At 69.6% G+C, this 15,026-nt stretch carries 15 protein-coding genes and 1 pseudogene; 3 read left to right on the forward strand and 13 right to left on the reverse strand.

Going from position 1 to position 15,026, the window contains the following annotated elements; genetic code table 11:
- Positions 1 to 187 precede the first annotated feature (187 nt).
- Together rnr and rlmB are read left to right on the forward strand one after the other, a co-directional pair.
- A complete protein-coding gene (gene rnr, locus JGR64_RS06370) occupies positions 188 to 2,680 on the forward strand; it encodes a ribonuclease R (RefSeq protein WP_199373208.1) in 2,493 nt (830 codons plus the stop codon).
- Positions 2,681 to 2,700: 20 nt separating this feature from the next.
- Positions 2,701 to 3,459: a 23S rRNA (guanosine(2251)-2'-O)-methyltransferase RlmB gene (gene rlmB, locus JGR64_RS06375; RefSeq protein ID WP_199372559.1), complete on the forward strand. Its 759-nt coding sequence runs from the start codon at positions 2,701 to 2,703 to the stop codon at positions 3,457 to 3,459.
- 83 nt (positions 3,460 to 3,542) lie between these two features.
- On the opposite strand, the pseudogene rnt reads toward rlmB, so the two are convergent.
- The 11 genes and pseudogenes from rnt to JGR64_RS06430 form a co-directional block, all read right to left on the reverse strand.
- Positions 3,543 to 4,118, reverse strand: a pseudogene (gene rnt, locus JGR64_RS06380) (ribonuclease T); the annotation flags it as partial.
- A 79-nt stretch (positions 4,119 to 4,197) separates the two neighbouring features.
- Positions 4,198 to 5,001 (reverse strand): putative DNA-binding domain-containing protein, encoded by an 804-nt coding sequence (locus JGR64_RS06385; RefSeq protein WP_199372561.1) that lies wholly within the window; start codon positions 4,999 to 5,001, stop codon positions 4,198 to 4,200.
- Positions 4,991 to 5,845: a DUF692 domain-containing protein gene (locus JGR64_RS06390; RefSeq protein WP_199373209.1), complete on the reverse strand. Its 855-nt coding sequence runs from the start codon at positions 5,843 to 5,845 to the stop codon at positions 4,991 to 4,993. The genes JGR64_RS06385 and JGR64_RS06390 overlap by 11 nt, the downstream gene beginning before the upstream one ends.
- 51 nt (positions 5,846 to 5,896) lie before the next feature.
- Positions 5,897 to 6,319, reverse strand: a complete 423-nt coding sequence (locus JGR64_RS06395; protein WP_199372562.1) for a hypothetical protein — start codon at positions 6,317 to 6,319, stop codon at positions 5,897 to 5,899.
- Positions 6,320 to 6,406: 87 nt separating this feature from the next.
- Positions 6,407 to 7,111, reverse strand: a complete 705-nt coding sequence (gene phoU / locus JGR64_RS06400) for a phosphate signaling complex protein PhoU (protein WP_199372563.1) — start codon at positions 7,109 to 7,111, stop codon at positions 6,407 to 6,409.
- Complete coding sequence (gene pstB / locus JGR64_RS06405) at positions 7,108 to 7,950, reverse strand: phosphate ABC transporter ATP-binding protein PstB (protein WP_199372564.1); 843 nt, start codon at positions 7,948 to 7,950, stop codon at positions 7,108 to 7,110. The genes phoU and pstB overlap by 4 nt, the downstream gene beginning before the upstream one ends.
- Positions 7,951 to 7,975: 25 nt before the next feature.
- Positions 7,976 to 8,857 carry a phosphate ABC transporter permease PstA gene (pstA, locus tag JGR64_RS06410; RefSeq protein WP_199372565.1) on the reverse strand — a complete coding sequence of 294 codons (882 nt, stop codon included), beginning with the start codon at positions 8,855 to 8,857 and terminating at the stop codon, positions 7,976 to 7,978.
- Positions 8,857 to 9,825: a phosphate ABC transporter permease subunit PstC gene (pstC, locus tag JGR64_RS06415; RefSeq protein ID WP_199372566.1), complete on the reverse strand. Its 969-nt coding sequence runs from the start codon at positions 9,823 to 9,825 to the stop codon at positions 8,857 to 8,859. Before pstC ends, pstA begins: the two co-directional genes overlap by 1 nt.
- Positions 9,826 to 9,876: 51 nt before the next feature.
- The gene (gene pstS / locus JGR64_RS06420; RefSeq protein WP_199372567.1) at positions 9,877 to 10,965 is read right to left on the reverse strand and encodes a phosphate ABC transporter substrate-binding protein PstS; all 1,089 of its coding nucleotides are present in this window, start codon (positions 10,963 to 10,965) and stop codon (positions 9,877 to 9,879) included.
- Between the two features lie 271 nt (positions 10,966 to 11,236).
- Positions 11,237 to 12,184 carry a restriction endonuclease gene (locus JGR64_RS06425; protein WP_199372568.1) on the reverse strand — a complete coding sequence of 316 codons (948 nt, stop codon included), beginning with the start codon at positions 12,182 to 12,184 and terminating at the stop codon, positions 11,237 to 11,239.
- Between the two features lie 82 nt (positions 12,185 to 12,266).
- Entirely contained in the window at positions 12,267 to 12,542 is a 276-nt protein-coding gene (locus JGR64_RS06430; RefSeq protein ID WP_199372569.1) for a polyhydroxyalkanoic acid system family protein, read from the reverse strand.
- 86 nt (positions 12,543 to 12,628) lie between these two features.
- Between JGR64_RS06430 and JGR64_RS06435 the strand changes: the two genes are divergently transcribed.
- Complete coding sequence (locus tag JGR64_RS06435; RefSeq protein WP_199372570.1) at positions 12,629 to 13,423, forward strand: FHA domain-containing protein; 795 nt, start codon at positions 12,629 to 12,631, stop codon at positions 13,421 to 13,423.
- Here JGR64_RS06435 and msrQ read toward each other — a convergent pair.
- Both msrQ and msrP read right to left on the reverse strand, forming a co-directional pair.
- On the reverse strand, positions 13,400 to 14,041 hold the full coding sequence (gene msrQ, locus JGR64_RS06440) for a protein-methionine-sulfoxide reductase heme-binding subunit MsrQ (protein WP_199372571.1): 642 nt from the start codon (positions 14,039 to 14,041) through the stop codon (positions 13,400 to 13,402). The genes JGR64_RS06435 and msrQ overlap by 24 nt on opposite strands.
- A gap of 5 nt (positions 14,042 to 14,046) precedes the next feature.
- Positions 14,047 to 15,018 carry a protein-methionine-sulfoxide reductase catalytic subunit MsrP gene (gene msrP / locus JGR64_RS06445; RefSeq protein WP_199372572.1) on the reverse strand — a complete coding sequence of 324 codons (972 nt, stop codon included), beginning with the start codon at positions 15,016 to 15,018 and terminating at the stop codon, positions 14,047 to 14,049.
- Positions 15,019 to 15,026 lie beyond the last annotated feature (8 nt).

The raw sequence follows: 15,026 nt of genomic DNA on the forward strand, positions 1-15,026 counted from the left end.
CGCGTACAATTGCCCGATGACAAAGACCACAGGCAAGGGCGGCCACGGCCGCGACACCCCATCCGCGAAGGCCGGGGCAGGCCAGGCGTCGGACAGGAAGCCCGCGAAGGGCAAGACCGGCACCACGCAGAAACACGGCGCACACCCGCCCTCGCCGCGCGCGAAGCCGGCTGCCTTGCCGGGCTGGATGCCTGATCCCGCGCTGGTGCGCGCGATGTCACCCTCATCGCGTGGTGCATCGGCCACGCCGCGAGACACGACGCGCGGGACAGCTCCAGAGACCGCTCCGGAGGCTCCGGCTCCGAGGGCCCCGAGGGCTCCGAAGGCTCCGACCGCAAGGGCCCAGCCTCCGCACGCAGCATCGCGCAGCGACGCGCCGGAGCCGAGGCAGGCCAGGGCGCCGGCGCCCGCTGCCGGCACGCCGTTCCAGGATCCGCAGGCCGCGCGCGAAGCGGGCCGCTATGAGCATCCGATCGCCAGTCGCGAAGCGATCCTTCAAGTGCTCGCGGCCGCCGATGGTCCGATGGACGCAGCAGCGCTGGCCGAGCGCCTCGGCCTGCTCGAACCGCATCGCGCCGACGCGCTCGACAAGCGCCTGGGCGCGATGGTTCGTGACGGCCAGATCCTCAAGAACCGGCGCGGCGGCTTCGTGCCGGCGCGCCAGCTCGACCTGATCCCGGGCACGGTGATCGCCAACCCGGAAGGCTTCGGTTTCCTGCGACCGGAAACCGGCCATGGCGACGACCTGTTCCTGCCGCCGGCGGAAATGCGCAAGGTGATGCATGGCGACCGCGTGCTCGCTTCGGTCACTGGCGTCAACCGCCGCGGCCGCGAGGGCGCGATTGTCGAAGTGCTGGAGCGTCGCGTACAGCGCCTGATCGGCCGCTTCGCGCTGGAGTCCGGCATCAGCTACGTGGTGCCGGACGACAAGCGCATCCAGCGCAACGTGCAGATTCCGGCCGATGCGCGCCAGGAGGCGCGCGACGGCCAACTGGTGGTCTGCGCGATCGTCACCCCGCCCGACAGCCACCGGCCGCCGATCGGCCGCATCCTGGCGGTGCTCGGCGACAAGCTCACCGCGTCGATCGCGGTGGAGGCCGCGATCCACGGCCATGACATCCCGCACGAGTTCCCGCCCGAGGTGCTCGACGAAGCCACCGCCGTGCCCCTCGAGGTCGACGCCGCATCCGCCAGCCGCCGACTCGACCTTCGCGCCTTGCCGCTGGTGACCATCGACGGCGAGGACGCCAAGGATTTCGACGACGCCGTGTACTGCGAGCCCAACCGCGACGGCTTCCGGCTGATCGTGGCGATCGCCGACGTCTCGCACTACATCCGCCCGTCGGCGCCGCTCGACGTCGAAGCGCAGAAGCGCGCGACCTCGGTGTATTTCCCGGGTTACGTGGTGCCGATGCTGCCCGAGACGCTGTCCAACGGCATCTGCTCGCTGAAGCCCAAGGTCGACCGCCTGTGCTTCGCCTGCGACATGCAGGTCGACCGCAAGGGCAACGTGGTGTCGTCGTCGTTCCACGAGGCGGTGATGAACTCGCACGCGCGCCTGACCTACACCCAGGTCTGGAACGCGGTCGGCGAAGGCGTCCCCGATGCCGACCGTGATGCCGCGCAGGCCTTCATCGGCCAGCAGTTGCAGCAGGTGCGCCAGCTGCACCAGCTGTTCCAGGTGCTGGAGAAGGCGCGCCGCCAGCGCGGCGCGATCGACTTCGAGACCTCCGAGGTGCGCTTCGTGCTCGGCCCGCAGGGCGAGGTGACCCAGGCCGGCATGCTCCAGCGCAACGACGCGCACAAGCTGATCGAGGAATGCATGATCGCGGCCAACGTGCAGGCCGCGCTGTTCCTGCTCGAAGCGGCGGTCCCGGCTCCGTTCCGCGACCATGACCGGCCGCCGGAAGCCAAGTACGCCGACCTGCTGGAATTCCTCAAGGAGTTCCACCTGCGCCTGCCGACATGGCAGAAGGTGCAGCCCAAGGACTACCGCAAGCTGCTGGAGACGGTGCGCGAGCGCCCCGACGCGGCACTGCTGGAGTCGGTGCTGCTGCGCAGCCAGTCGCTGGCGGTGTACGCACCCGAGAACATCGGCCACTTCGGCCTGGCGCTGGAGGCGTACGCGCACTTCACCTCGCCGATCCGCCGCTACGCCGACCTGCTGGTGCACCGCGCCATCAAGCACGCGCTGACCGGTGGCAAGGCCGCCAACTACGAATACTCCGCACACCAGATGACCGCGCTGTCGCTGCAGTGCTCGGAGCGTTCGCGCCGCGCCGACGAAGCGCAACGCGAAGTCGACGAGCGCTACCGTGCGGCATGGATGGAAGAACACGTCGGCCGCGAGTTCGACGGCGTGGTGAGCGGCGTGACCAGCTTCGGCCTGTTCATCGAACTGGCCGAGTCCAAGGTCAACGGCCTGGTGCACGTGACCCAGCTGCCCAACGATTTCTACCACTTCGACCCGATCCGCAAGACCCTCACGGGCCAGCGTTCCGAGCGCGAATACCGCCTTGGCGACAGCGTGCGCATCGTGGTGCTCAAGGCGAGCGTCGAGGAACTGAAGATCGACTTCCGGCTGGTCGGCGAAGGCCAGGGCAAGCCGGGTGAACCCGGCGAGCCGCGTGCGCCCGCAACGCGCGGCCAGCCGGCCAAGCGCGCCAAGAAGAAGTACTGAGCGCGACCACCAGGGCACTTATGACAAGCAAGCAGAACCAGTGGATCGTCGGCATCAACGCGGTCGCGTCGGCGATCGAGCACGATGCCGACAACGTGCGCGAAGTGTTGCTTGAGGCGGGCGGCAAGAACGCGCGCATCGGCGACATCGAGGACAACGCGCGCCGGCGCGGCATCGACGTGCGCCGCGTGGCGCAGCAGGCGCTGGACGGCGTGGCCGGCGGATTGCGCCACCAGGGCGCGGTGGCGCGCTATGCCGCGGCGAAGACGTTTGACGAGGACGCGCTGCCGGAGCTGGTGGAAGCGGCCGGGGGTCGCGCGCTGCTGCTGGTGCTCGATGGCGTGCAGGACCCGCACAACCTGGGTGCCTGCCTGCGCAGCGCCGCCGCGGCGGGCGTGACCGCGGTGCTGATCCCCAAGGACAAGGCGGTGCAGGTCAACGCCACGGTGCGCAAGACCTCGGCCGGCGCCGCGGACAGCATCCCGGTGGTGCGCGTGACCAACCTGGCGCGCAGCCTGCGCGAGCTGCAGAAGCAGGGCGTGTGGATCTACGGGCTGGCGGGAGATGCAGGCGCGTCGCTGTACGGCATCGACCTGCGCGGCAACGTGGCGCTGGTGCTGGGTGGCGAAGGCGAAGGCCTGCGGCGGCTGACCCGCGACATGTGCGACCAGCTGGTGTCGCTGCCGATGCCGGGTGCCGCGGCCGCGGGCGTTGAAAGCCTCAACGTGTCGGTGGCCGCCGGCGTGTGCCTGTTCGAGGCGGTCCGCCAGCGCGTCTAGGCGGGCAGGATGTCGCCGCTGGCGTCGGCCGCGTCCGGCCCGGCACCGGTGCTGGTCGCAGCGGCCGGCTGGGCGTGCAGGCCCCAGGTGTTGGCGATGATGCAGAACAGCTCGCCGGTGCGTTCGGTGTCGTACACGGCCGAATGCGCTTCGTCGCTGTTCCACTCCATGCCTGCCGCCTGCACCGCGCGCGCCAGCACGGTTTGCCCGTAGACCAAGCCGGCGAGGGTGACCGTGTCGAACACGCTGAAGGGATGGAACGGGTTGCGCTTGTGCCCGCTGCGCGCGACCGCGGCGTTAAGGAAATTCAGGTCGAAGTGCGCGTTGTGGCCCACCAGGATCGCGCGCTGGCAACGATGCTTGTGCATCGCCGCGCGTACCGGCGCAAACACGTGGTCGAGCGCCTCGCGCTCGGGCTTGGCGAAGCGGAACGGATGGTCCAGGTCGATGCCGGTGATCTGCAGCGACTTCGGATCGATGGTGGTGCCCGGCGCCGGCACGACGTGCGCGCTGGCGCCTTCGCCAAGCACGTAGCGGCCGGCGTGGTCCAGGTCGACCGGGCGCACCGCGATCTCGAGGAGTGCGTGGCGGTTCCAGTCGAAGCCGCCGGTCTCCACATCGACCACCACCGGCAGGTAGCCGCGGAAGCGCGCCGACATCGGGGCGAAGGAAGGGGGCGCGGAAGATTCGGGAAGGGTGTTCACCGGCACTAGTCTAGCCGAGCGCCGTGGCCGGCCCTCACCGGCGCACGCCGGCCACGATGCCCTGGCGATGCCACTGGCGGAGCATCGCCACGCCCTGCGCGAGGAAGGCGTCGTCGCAGGCACTGCCGGCTTCGCCTGCCAGCGCCACCAGCTGGTCGCGACCGCTCGCGCCAGGCGCTTCATCCAGGCGCTGCAGCAGCCGCCAAGCCAACGAGCTGGGCGCGTGGAAGCGGACACGGCCGTCGGCCTCGCGGTGCAGGAGCAGCAGCGTCGGCTGCGACGGTGGCGACGCGGGCTGGAAATCCGGGCCGATGCGGTGCACGGGCCAGGCGTATGCCAGCGGCCAGGCCAGCGGCGACAGCAGCGGCGCACCCGCCAGCAGCGCGGCATCCACGTCGGTGTCCGGTGCATCGAGCGGGTCGTGGGCGATGTCGTCCACCCGCGCCTCGCTGATCTGCAGCGCCAGCTCGATCCATTCGTAGTGCGCAAGTTCGACGAGCCAGGGCTCGCGGCCGCCGCTGTCCTCCAGATAGCGGAGGAACTCGCGCGCGACCTCGGTGAACAGCGGCGTGCGTGCGCCGTGGTCGCGGTAGAAGTCGCGCGCCAGCGCTGGCCAGCGGTCGCCGTAGACCCGCTTGATCACCGGGAAGTTTCCGCCGAGCAGGCCTTCGATGTTGTTGAAGAACAGGTCACGGTAGATCTTCAGGCGGCGCGCCTCGATGCCCGCGGGTGGCGGTGTGCGGCCAGGGTCGCGGATGTACGCGGCCAGCGCATCCTGCTGCGCGCGCAGCGTTTCGTCGTCGCCGAGCTGGTCGCCGGAGACGCGGTCAGGCGGCATGTTCGCGCACCGTCGCTGCAGTCAGATGGCCACGCACGGTGGCGAGCTCGCCCAGCAGCACGTCGAACGGCGGAAAGTTGAAGTCGCGCTCCAGCAGCGTGGGGCGCGCGCCATGCACGCGGTAGGCCTCGGCGAGCAGCGCCCACACCGGGTCGCCGACCGCCGCGCCATGTGTGTCGATCTTGAGGTCCGGGGCCTCGTCGTAGTGGCCGGCGACGTGGATGTAGGCGATCCGCGCGGACGGCAGCCCGCGCAGGAATGCGTGCGCGTCATAGCCGTGGTTGGTCGCGTTGACCACGATGTTGTTGACGTCGAGCAGCAGGTCGCAGTCCGCCTCGGCAAGCACGGAATTGATGAAATCCAGTTCCGTCAGCGGCGCTGCGGCTCCGGTCGGAACGACCGCGTAGTAGGAGATGTTCTCCACCGCGATGCGGCGGCCCAGGATGTCCTGCGTGCGGCGGATGCGCGCGGCGACGTGGTGCACCGCCGCTTCCGTGAACGGCAGCGGCAGCAGGTCGTAGAGCTGACCGAGGCTGTCGCCGCAGGCGCTCAGGTGTTCGCTGTAGACGGGCGTGCGATGGGCGTCGAGGAAGCGACGCAGCTTGTGCAGGAAGGTTTCGTCGAGCGCCGCCGGGCCGCCGAGTGAAAGCGACAGTCCATGGAAGACCATGGGCTGGCGGGCCGCCAGCTCGGCGAACGCATCGCCAAGCGCGCCGCCGACGCCGATCCAGTTCTCGGGCGCGGCCTCGAGGAAGTCGAAGCTGCCGGCAGGGGCTGCGCGCAGCTCCGCCAGCAGGCCGCGGCGCAGCCCCAGACCAACGCTGCGAGGGTCGAGCAAGGGCATCATGACGGTCACCGGCGCGCGAGCGGGCGCGCGCCGGTGGTGGGCCTCAGGTCAGGCGGCGCCGCCGCACTTGCCCTCGCCACACTTGCCTTCGCCGCACTTGCCTTCATGCGCGGCCTTGCCGTCGCCGGCCTTCTTCTCGGCGTGGTGGGCGTCGTGCTCGGCCTGGTCGACGAAGCCATCGCTGTTGGTGTCCATGGCGGCGAAGTAGGCGGCGTCCTTGTCGGGATGGCGCGCGGCGAACTCGGCGGAGGAGATGCGGCCGTCGCCGTCGGTGTCGGCATTGGTCATGCCGCACTTGCCTTCGCCTGCCTTGGCCTCGGGATCATCGGCCGGCGCGTCGGCGGTGATCGCCGTGCCGGCGGCCATGTAGCCGCTGCCGAGCTGGTGCATCGCGAACGCGGAGCCGGAGAGGGCGATGCCGCCGAGCGAGGCCATGGCCAGGGCGACGGGTTTGATCGTGGGCTTCGACATGTCGGTCTCCATCAGGTCCGGCGGATGCCGGGAGGCCGGATTATGCCGCAGCCCGGGGTGCTGCATCGCAGCACCCGCGGCCACCATTCAGGAGGTGGTATTGGTGTCGTCGCGCTTCTCGCGCGGTGGCAGGTTGTCCTCGCCGCGCACCACGAACCAGATGTTCTCGGCGATGTTGGTGGCGTGGTCGCCGATCCGCTCCAGGTTCTTGGCCATGAACAGCAGGTGCGTGCAGCCGGTGATCGCGCGCGCGTCTTCCATCATGTAGGTGAGCAGCTCGCGGAACAGGCGGGTGTACGCGGCATCGAGTTCTGCATCGCGCTCGCGGACGCGCTGCGCCGCCTCGGCATCGGCAGTGCGGTAGGCCTCCAGCACGTCGCGCACCTGGCGCGCGGCCAGCACGCCCAGCGGTGCAAGGCCACCGGCCAGCGGCAGCGGCGGCGCCTGGTTGAGCGCCTTGGAGCGCTTGGCGATGTTGCTGGCGTAGTCACCGATGCGCTCGAGGTCGGACACGATGCGCAGCGCGGCGAGGATCTCGCGCAGGTCGCGTGCCAGCGGGCCGCGGGTCGCAGTCATCATCACGTCCTGGCTGACTTCGCGCTCGATGGCGTCGATGGCGTCGTCGTTGGCGATGATGCGCTCGGCGGCGCGGTCGTCGCGGCGTTCGACGACGTCGAGCGCGGCCTCGAGCTGGGCGACCGACATCTCGCCCATGCGCAGGATCTCGCCGATGATGCGCTCGCGCTCTTCGTCCTGGGCGCGCAGGATGTGGTCATGGGGCTGCATGGTCATCCGAACCTTCCGGTGATGTAGTCCTCGGTCTGCTGCTTCGAGGGGTTGGAGAAGATGGTCGCGGTGGCGTCGTGCTCGACCATGTCGCCGAGGTACATGAAGGCGGTGTAGTCGGAGACGCGCGCGGCCTGCTGCATGTTGTGGGTGACGATGACGATGGTGTAGTCGAGCTTCAGCTCCTCGATCAGCTGCTCGATGCGGCTGGTGGAGATGGGGTCGAGTGCCGACGTGGGCTCGTCGAGCAGCAGCACCTCGGGTTTGAGCGCGACGGCGCGCGCGATGCACAGCCGCTGCTGCTGGCCGCCGGACAGGCCAAGCGCGCTCTGCTGCAGCTTGTCCTTGACCTCGTCCCACAGCGCGCCCTGGCGCAGCGCACCTTCGACGCGCGCGTCCATCTCGCTCTTCGACAGTTTCTCGTGGTGGCGGATGGCGTAGGCGATGTTCTCGTAGATGGTCATCGGGAACGGTACCGGCTTCTGGAACACCATGCCGACCTTGCTGCGCAGGCGGTTCATGGGGTATTTCGGCGCGAGGATGTCCTCGCCGTCGAGCAGGATGCTGCCGCTCGCGACCTGTCCGGGGTAGAGGGCGTAGATGCGGTTGAACACGCGCAGCAGGGTCGACTTGCCGCAGCCGGACGGGCCGATCAGCGCGCTCACGCGCTTCTCGGGGATGTCCATGTTCACGCCCTTGATGGCGTGGAACTTCCCGTAATGGAAGTCGAGGCCGCGCACCTGGATCTTGATCGGTGGCTTGCCGGCGGCCGTGGCGCGTTCCGGGGTCGCGGTGGAGAACGCGATGCGCCCGGCGGCAGGGTGGCGGGGGGAACTGTCATTCATCGACGGGATCCGGGGAGAAAGGGTGTCAATCATTCGGGATGCGCTTGCGCAGCAGCAGTGCGCGCGCCAGCAGGCCGGTCAGCAGCACGAACACGGTCAGCACCAGTGCGCCTGCCCAGGCCAGCTGCTGCCAGCTTTCATAGGGGCTGGCGGCGTACTGGTACATCACCGTGGGCACGCTGGCCATCGGCTGCATGATGTTGCTGTTCCAGTACAGGTTGCCGAAGGCGGTGAACAGCAGGGGCGCGGTCTCGCCGCTGATCCGCGCGAGCGCCAGCAGGATGCCGGTGACGATGCCCGCCGACGCGCTGCGGTACAGGACCTGCACGGTCACCTTCCACTGCGGCACGCCGAGCGACAGCGCCGCCTCGCGCATCTGCGTGGGCACCAGCCGCAGCATCTCGTCGGTGGTGCGCAGCACCACCGGCAGCACGATGAAGGCGAGTGCGACCGCACCGGCGAAGGCCGAGAAGTTGCCGCCGCTGCGCATCACCAGCAGCGTGTACACGAACAGGCCGAGGACGATCGACGGCGCCGACATCAGGATGTCGTTGATGAAGCGCACGGTGCCGGCGATGCGGCTGCGGCTGCCGTACTCGGCAAGCCACGTGCCGGCGGCCACGCCCAGCGGCGCACCGATCAGGATCGCCAGCCCGCACATCACCGCGGAGCCGAACAGCGCGTTGCGCAGGCCGCCTTCGGCCATCGGCGGTGGCGTGTCCTGCGTGAACAGCTGCCAGTTGATGCCGGCGATGCCCTTGCTGACCAGCGTCCACAGGATCCAGGCGAGGAATACCAGTCCGAGCACGGCCGCGATGCAGGACAGCACCATCGCGGCCGCGCTGGTGATGCGCCGGCGCAGGTACAGGCCGTCCGCGGCGCGCCGCGGGTCAACCAGGGCCGACATCAGTTGCCCTCCTTGCGTGCGAGCCGCGAGAGCATCATGCGGGCCAGTGCGAGCACGACGAAGGTGACGATGAACAGCACGAAGCCGAGCAGCAGCAGGGCCGATCGGTAGGTGTCGGTGGCTTCGCCGAAGTCGTTGGCGATCAGCGCCGCGATCGTGGTACCGGGCTCGAGCAGCGACGGCGTCAGGCGCACGCTGTTGCCGACCACGAACGCGACCGCCATGGTCTCGCCCAACGCGCGGCCCAAGCCGAGGAAGATGCCGCCGATCACCGCAGAGCGCGTGTACGGCAGCACCACGTCCCAGCAGACCTCCCATTTCGTCGAGCCCAATGCATAGGCCGATTCCTTGAGTCGCGCGGGCACGGTCAGGAACACCTCGCGCATCACCGAGGAGATGAACGGGATGACCATGATCGACAGCACCAGGCCGGCGGTGAGCAAGCCGATGCCGAGCGGCGGGCCCTGGAACAGCGCGCCGACCAGCGGCAGGCTGCCGAAGTGGTCGTTGAGCCAGGGCGTCACGTATTCGGTCATCATCGGGACGAACACGAACAGGCCCCACATGCCGTAGATGATCGACGGAATGCCCGCGAGCAGCTCGATTGCCGTTCCCACCGGGCCGCGCAGCCAGCGCGGCGCGACCTCGGTCAGGAACACCGCGATGCCGAAGCTCACCGGCACCGCCACCAGCATGGCGATGATCGCGGTGACCACCGTGCCGTAGATCGGCGCCAGCGCGCCGTAGCGGTTCTCGACCGGATTCCATTCGGCCGACAGGAAGAACGACAGGCCCTGCGATTGCAGGGCGTCGCGGCCACCCCAGAGCATCGCCAGCGCGGCGGTGGCGAGTGACAGCACCACGAAGACCACGGTGGCCACCAGCGCGTAGCGGAACCAGCGGTCTGCGCGCGCGTCGCGCTGGTCGCGCGTGCGCGGGGCGTTGTCGGGGAGGGTGGTGGCGCTCATCGGGATCCCTGCATGCGAAGACGCCCGCCGTGGATGCGGCGGGCGCGGGCGTCACTTGTACTCGGCGGCCCAGTAGGCCTCGATCTGCTGCACCAGCTCGGGCGGCAGCGGGACGTAGTGCAGGTCGGCGGCCTGCGCCTGGCCGTTCTCGAGCGCCCACTTGAAGAACGCCAGCGCAGCCTTGCTGCGCGCCGGATCCTTCGGCTGCTTGGGCATCAGCATGAAGTTGGTGGCGGTGATCGGCCAGGACTCGGCGCCGGGTGCATCGGTGATCACCAGGTTGAAATCGGTGGCGCCGGCCCAGTCCGCGGTGCGCGCGGCCGCGGCGAAGCTCTCGGCGCTCGGCGCGACGAAGTTGCCGGCAGAATTCTGCAGCGAGGCGTACGGCATGGTGTTCTGCAGCGCGTAGGCCAACTCGACGTAGCCGATCGAGCCCTTGATCTGCTGCACGTACGAGGCCACGCCTTCGTTGCCCTTGCCACCGACGCCGAGCGGCCAGGACACCGAGGTGCCTTCGCCGACCTTCGCCTTCCACGCCGGGCTGACCTTGGACAGGTAGTTGGTGAAATTGAAGCTGGTGCCCGAGCCGTCGGAGCGGTGGACGATGCTGATCTTGCCGGCGGGCAGGCCGAGGCCGGGGTTCAACGCGGTGATCGCGGGATCGTTCCAGGTCGAGACGGTGCCGAGGAAGATGTCGGCGAGCAGCGGGCCGCTGAGCTTCAGCGCGCCGGGTGCCAGGCCCTCGATGTTGACCACCGGCACCACGCCGCCGATCGCGGACGGGAACTGGCCGAGGCCGGCCTCGGCCAGCTCTTCGCTGCTCAGCGGCTTGTCGCTGGAGCCGAAATCGACGGTGCCGGCCTTGACCTGGGCGATGCCGCCGCCGGAACCGATCGACTGGTAGTTCACCTGGCTGCCGGTGGCGGCGTTGTAATCGGCCGACCAGCGCGAGAGCAGCGGGTAGATGAACGAGGCGCCGGCGCCGGAGACCTGCATGGCGACCGCATCACCGGCGGCGTCGGCGGTGCCTGGCGCAGCGTTGGATCCATTCGCAGGCGCATCGGTCGAGGGCTGGCAGGCGGCGGCGAACAGCGCGACAGCGAGCGCCAGCGAGGCAGTACGGAACTTGGGCAGGGACATGGCGGGGTTTCCATAGGGACGGAACGCCGTTGGGCGTGCGGCCATTGGATGATGTTTTTATGACCGCTTCATGACAGACGGTGCGCGAGGCGTCCCGCGACCATAAAAAAGGGCCCGTTACGGGCCCGAGAATGCGAAACAGGAGGGAGAGGAGAGAGGGGTTCAGCTTCTGGTGATTGCGGCCGTAGCGTCATTCAAGCCTGCGGCGGTGACCCGAAGATGTCGTGGCGATGACAGCTCGATGACCGCGCCAGGCGGGCCTTCGCCGGCCTCAATAGTTCCGGCACTGGCGGAATCGCACCTGCGCGTCGTGCCCATGCGGCGGCGTCAACTGGATGCGTGACGCGGCCAGTGCCGGATAGCGCTCGATCAGCGGGCAGATGGCGGTGAACGGGTCGTGGTCGGCATCCACCGAGGCCAGGAACACTTCCATGGTGGACGACGTGGACCAGATCACGCGGTCGACCATCGCCAAGGTGGAGACCGCACTGGCAATGTCGGCGCGCTGCTGTTCGAGCGTGGCGTCGTCCGGGTAGCGGTCGGGCACGGGCGCTACAGCTGCCGCGGGCGCATCCCGGCGGGGTGACAGCTCCGCGGCGGGCGTGAGGGTCGCGCCCGCGTCGAGAGCTGCGTCGCGACGGAATGGCGACAGGGCGGTGAACACCGCCACGCCCGCCACCAGCGCAAGCAGCCAGGCCGCCAGCGTGCGCTGGCGCGCACGCGCGGCCGCGGTGGCGCCAAGTTCGTCCAGCAGCGACGCGGGAACCAGTGCGCGGAGCTCCGGCCACAGGGTGGGGCCGTCCAGCAGCTCGACCTGCTCGCGTCGCGCCGGCGCCCGGGCGTCGTCGGCCACGCGCCCCTGGGTGACCAGCAGGCCACCGGCGGCGCCTTGCATGCGCATGGCCGCGGCCACCTCATCCACGTCACGCCGGCCGAGCACGAACGCACTGCCGTGCTTGCAGGCCAGCAGGAAATGCGCGCCATCGCGCGCCAGCGTGAAGTCGCCGTCGCCGGACGGCGCCTCGCGGTCCACCACGCGGCTGAAGCCGCGCCTGGCGAGCGCGTCCAGCACGAGGGTGATGAAGCTCCGCCAGGACATGTCCGAGAGCGCCTCGATGCCGCCCGCGGCCTCGTCACGACGCTGCAGGACGCCACGGATGATGAAGGTGGCCGCCGCGCCCACGGCCAGCACCACGGCGATCGATACCAGCCACTGCATTGCTGCACCCAAACCAGGCTCTCCTCTTGGTGCGGGAAGGATAGACGCAAAGCCGCAGCCGCCGGCCCGCGCCAGATGCAGCTCAGGCGAAGCGCTCTTCCAGTACGCGGCGGATCTCGGTTTCGATCGGTCCCTTCATCGCCGACATCAGGAAGCCGAGCTTGGCGCTGAGGTGCAGCTCGGTGGGCAGCAGCGCGATGTGGCCATCGATGCCGGCGCGCGTGAAGTGCAGGGTGTCGCCCTCCCAGGCGCACTCGGCGCCGAAGCGGTCGGCGAGCTTGTCGGCGACCTGCTGCACGGCGTCGCGCGCCTGGGCCGGCGGCAGGGAATGCGCGTGGCGGATGTCGATGCCGGACATGGGATCCAACCTGTGTGCGTGGGACGCCATTCTGCCGGCGCGCGGGCATCGTTCCAAGCCTTGCCGCATGCTAGATTGCCTGCCGCATGGATACGCTCAGGCTTCGATTCGCGGGCAACGACGCCGATCTCCCGCTCACGGGGGGCGTGCACGGCATTGGCCGCATCGCCGGCGGCAACGGCGCGCTGGGCCCGGTGCCTTCATCGCCTGCGGTCGCGTTCTGCGTCGACCGTCGCGGCGTATGGCTCACGGTTCCCCCGGAAACCCGCGGCGTGCATGTCAATGGCCGTCCGGTGCGTCGCATGGCGATGCTGCGCGTGGGCGATGCGATCTTCGTCGACGGCACCGAGATGCGGCTGGTCGCGGCGCAGCCACCGCGGCAGCCCGACGCCGGCTTCGACGACAGCGGCACCGAGCCCGGCGACGCCCGCGTGGTGCTGCGTGGCGTGGGCGGCCAGTATCACGGCCGCAGCTTTACCCTCGAGCGGCCGCGCCTGGTGGGGCGTGCCCCCGAGGCCGATATCCGCATCGACGAACCGGCTTTCGCCGACCGCCATGCGCGCCTGGAGATCCATGGCGGCGAAGTGGTGCTGCGCGACCTCGGCTCGGCCGAAGGCAGCGTGGTGAATGGCGAGGCTGTCCGCGATGCCGTGCTCCAGGCCGGTGACCAGGTGGTGTTCGATGCCCACCATCGGTTCGTGGTCGAAGCGCCGGCGCCTGCGCGTGCCAGCCGGTCCGTGGAGGCCGATGACCCCGGGTCGCTGGAGGTGCCTGCGTCGCAGGCGCGGGGCACCAGTGGAATGCGCCTGCCGTGGCTGCTGCTGGCTGCGCTGGTGCTGGCGGGTCTGCTCGCGCTGCTACTGCTGTTTGGCGCCGGCTGATCCGGTGCGGGCGGGTACGGGCGCGCGTTGGCGCGCGACCCGTCGCCACAGGCGCCACCCGAGCAGCACAGCCAGGATGGCGGCATACAGCGCCGGTTCGCGGATGTCGGACTTCACGATCCACCAGAAGTGCAGCACCGCCAGCACGGCGATCAGATAGATGACGCGGTGCAGTTGCCCCCAGCGACGCCCGAGGCGTCGGATCCAGCCGCGGGTCGATGTCACCGCCAGCGGCACCAGCAACAGCCACGCGGCGAACCCCACGGTGATGTAGGGGCGCTTGACGATCTCTTCGAACAGCAGCGCCCAGTAACCACGCAGGTCGAGCGCCAGGTAGGCGGCGAGATGCAGGGTGGCGTATGCGAATGCGTACAGGCCCAGCATGCGGCGGAAGCGCAGCACCACCGCCTGGCCGCTCAGCGCGCGCAGCGGCGAGACCGCGAGGGTGACCAGCAGCAGGCGCAGTGCCCACAAACCCAGCCGGTGCTCGATTTCGGCCACCGGCTCCGCACCGAGCGCGTCGATGTCGGCGCCGCCGGCCACCTGCCAGGCCTGCCACGCAAGGTGCGCAAGCGGCGCCAGCGCCAGCGCATGGACGGCGGTCTTGGCCGCGATCAACCGGTTCAGTACCAGCGCTCCAGGTCCAGGCCGGCGTACATCGAGGCGACCTGCTCGCCGTAGCCGTTGAACGGCCGGGTCGCGATGCGCTCGGCGAACAGGCGGTTGCCGCTGCCGGCGATGCGCCGCTCGGTCTTCTGGCTCCAGCGCGGGTGGTCGACGGCCGGATTGACGTTGGCGAAGAATCCGTATTCCCGGGGCTGCATGTCGTTCCAGGCCGTGCGCGGCCGGGTGCGGGTGAACTCGATCGCGACAATCGACTTGATCCCCTTGAACCCGTACTTCCACGGCACCACCAGCCGCAGCGGTGCGCCGTTCTGCTGCGGCAGCGGCTTGCCGTACATCCCCGTGACGAGCAGCGTGAGCGGGTGCATGGCTTCATCCATGCGCAGGCCTTCGCGGTAGGGCCAGTCGATGATCGGGCTGCGGACGCCCGGCATCTGCCGCGGGTCGGCGAGCGAAGTGAAGGCGACGTATTTCGCGGCGGCGGTAGGCTGCAGCCGCTTCAGCACCGCGCCAAGCGGGACGCCCAGCCACGGGATCACCATCGACCAGCCTTCAACGCAGCGCATCCTGTAGACGCGTTCTTCCGGGACCAGTCCGGCCAGCAGGTGCTCGATGGCCAGGGTGCCCGGCTTCGCGCACTCCCCGGAAACCTCGATGTTCCACGGCGAGGTCACCAGCGTCTTCGCCGCGCGCGACGGATCGGCCTTGCCGCTGCCGAACTCGTAGAAATTGTTGTAGCTGGTCGCGTCTTCGTAGCGCGTCTGCTCCTCGGCGGTGCGCAGCCCCGCGGCCAGCGAGGCGGCGGACGGTGCGGGGCCTGCCACCGGTGCTGGTGGTTCACCGCCACGGCAGCCTGCCGCCACCAGGGCGGGGGCCAGCGCCAGCGTCTTCAGCAGGCGCCTGCGGTCGCGATAGACCGCCTCGTCGGTGATTTCATCGCTCGCGATGGTGGGGATGTCGCGCTGGCGCATGCTTCGGG

The organism is Luteimonas sp. MC1572, from assembly GCF_016615815.1.
Taxonomy (GTDB): Bacteria; Pseudomonadota; Gammaproteobacteria; order Xanthomonadales; family Xanthomonadaceae; genus Luteimonas.

Bases quoted from the DNA above. Each gene is read 5' to 3' on its own strand.
- pstB (WP_199372564.1), bottom strand. From the start codon at position 7,950: ATGAATGACAGTTCCCCCCGCCACCCTGCCGCCGGGCGCATCGCGTTC.
- JGR64_RS06430 (WP_199372569.1), bottom strand. From the start codon at position 12,542: ATGTCCGGCATCGACATCCGCCACGCGCATTCCCTGCCGCCGGCCCAG.
- rnr (WP_199373208.1), top strand. From the start codon at position 188: ATGCCTGATCCCGCGCTGGTGCGCGCGATGTCACCCTCATCGCGTGGT.
- msrP (WP_199372572.1), bottom strand. From the start codon at position 15,018: ATGCGCCAGCGCGACATCCCCACCATCGCGAGCGATGAAATCACCGAC.
- phoU (WP_199372563.1), bottom strand. From the start codon at position 7,111: ATGACCATGCAGCCCCATGACCACATCCTGCGCGCCCAGGACGAAGAG.
- pstA (WP_199372565.1), bottom strand. From the start codon at position 8,857: ATGTCGGCCCTGGTTGACCCGCGGCGCGCCGCGGACGGCCTGTACCTG.
- JGR64_RS06435 (WP_199372570.1), top strand. From the start codon at position 12,629: ATGGATACGCTCAGGCTTCGATTCGCGGGCAACGACGCCGATCTCCCG.
- JGR64_RS06390 (WP_199373209.1), bottom strand. From the start codon at position 5,845: ATGCCCTTGCTCGACCCTCGCAGCGTTGGTCTGGGGCTGCGCCGCGGC.
- JGR64_RS06385 (WP_199372561.1), bottom strand. From the start codon at position 5,001: ATGCCGCCTGACCGCGTCTCCGGCGACCAGCTCGGCGACGACGAAACG.
- pstS (WP_199372567.1), bottom strand. From the start codon at position 10,965: ATGTCCCTGCCCAAGTTCCGTACTGCCTCGCTGGCGCTCGCTGTCGCG.
- JGR64_RS06425 (WP_199372568.1), bottom strand. From the start codon at position 12,184: ATGCAGTGGCTGGTATCGATCGCCGTGGTGCTGGCCGTGGGCGCGGCG.
- rlmB (WP_199372559.1), top strand. From the start codon at position 2,701: ATGACAAGCAAGCAGAACCAGTGGATCGTCGGCATCAACGCGGTCGCG.
- JGR64_RS06395 (WP_199372562.1), bottom strand. From the start codon at position 6,319: ATGTCGAAGCCCACGATCAAACCCGTCGCCCTGGCCATGGCCTCGCTC.
- pstC (WP_199372566.1), bottom strand. From the start codon at position 9,825: ATGAGCGCCACCACCCTCCCCGACAACGCCCCGCGCACGCGCGACCAG.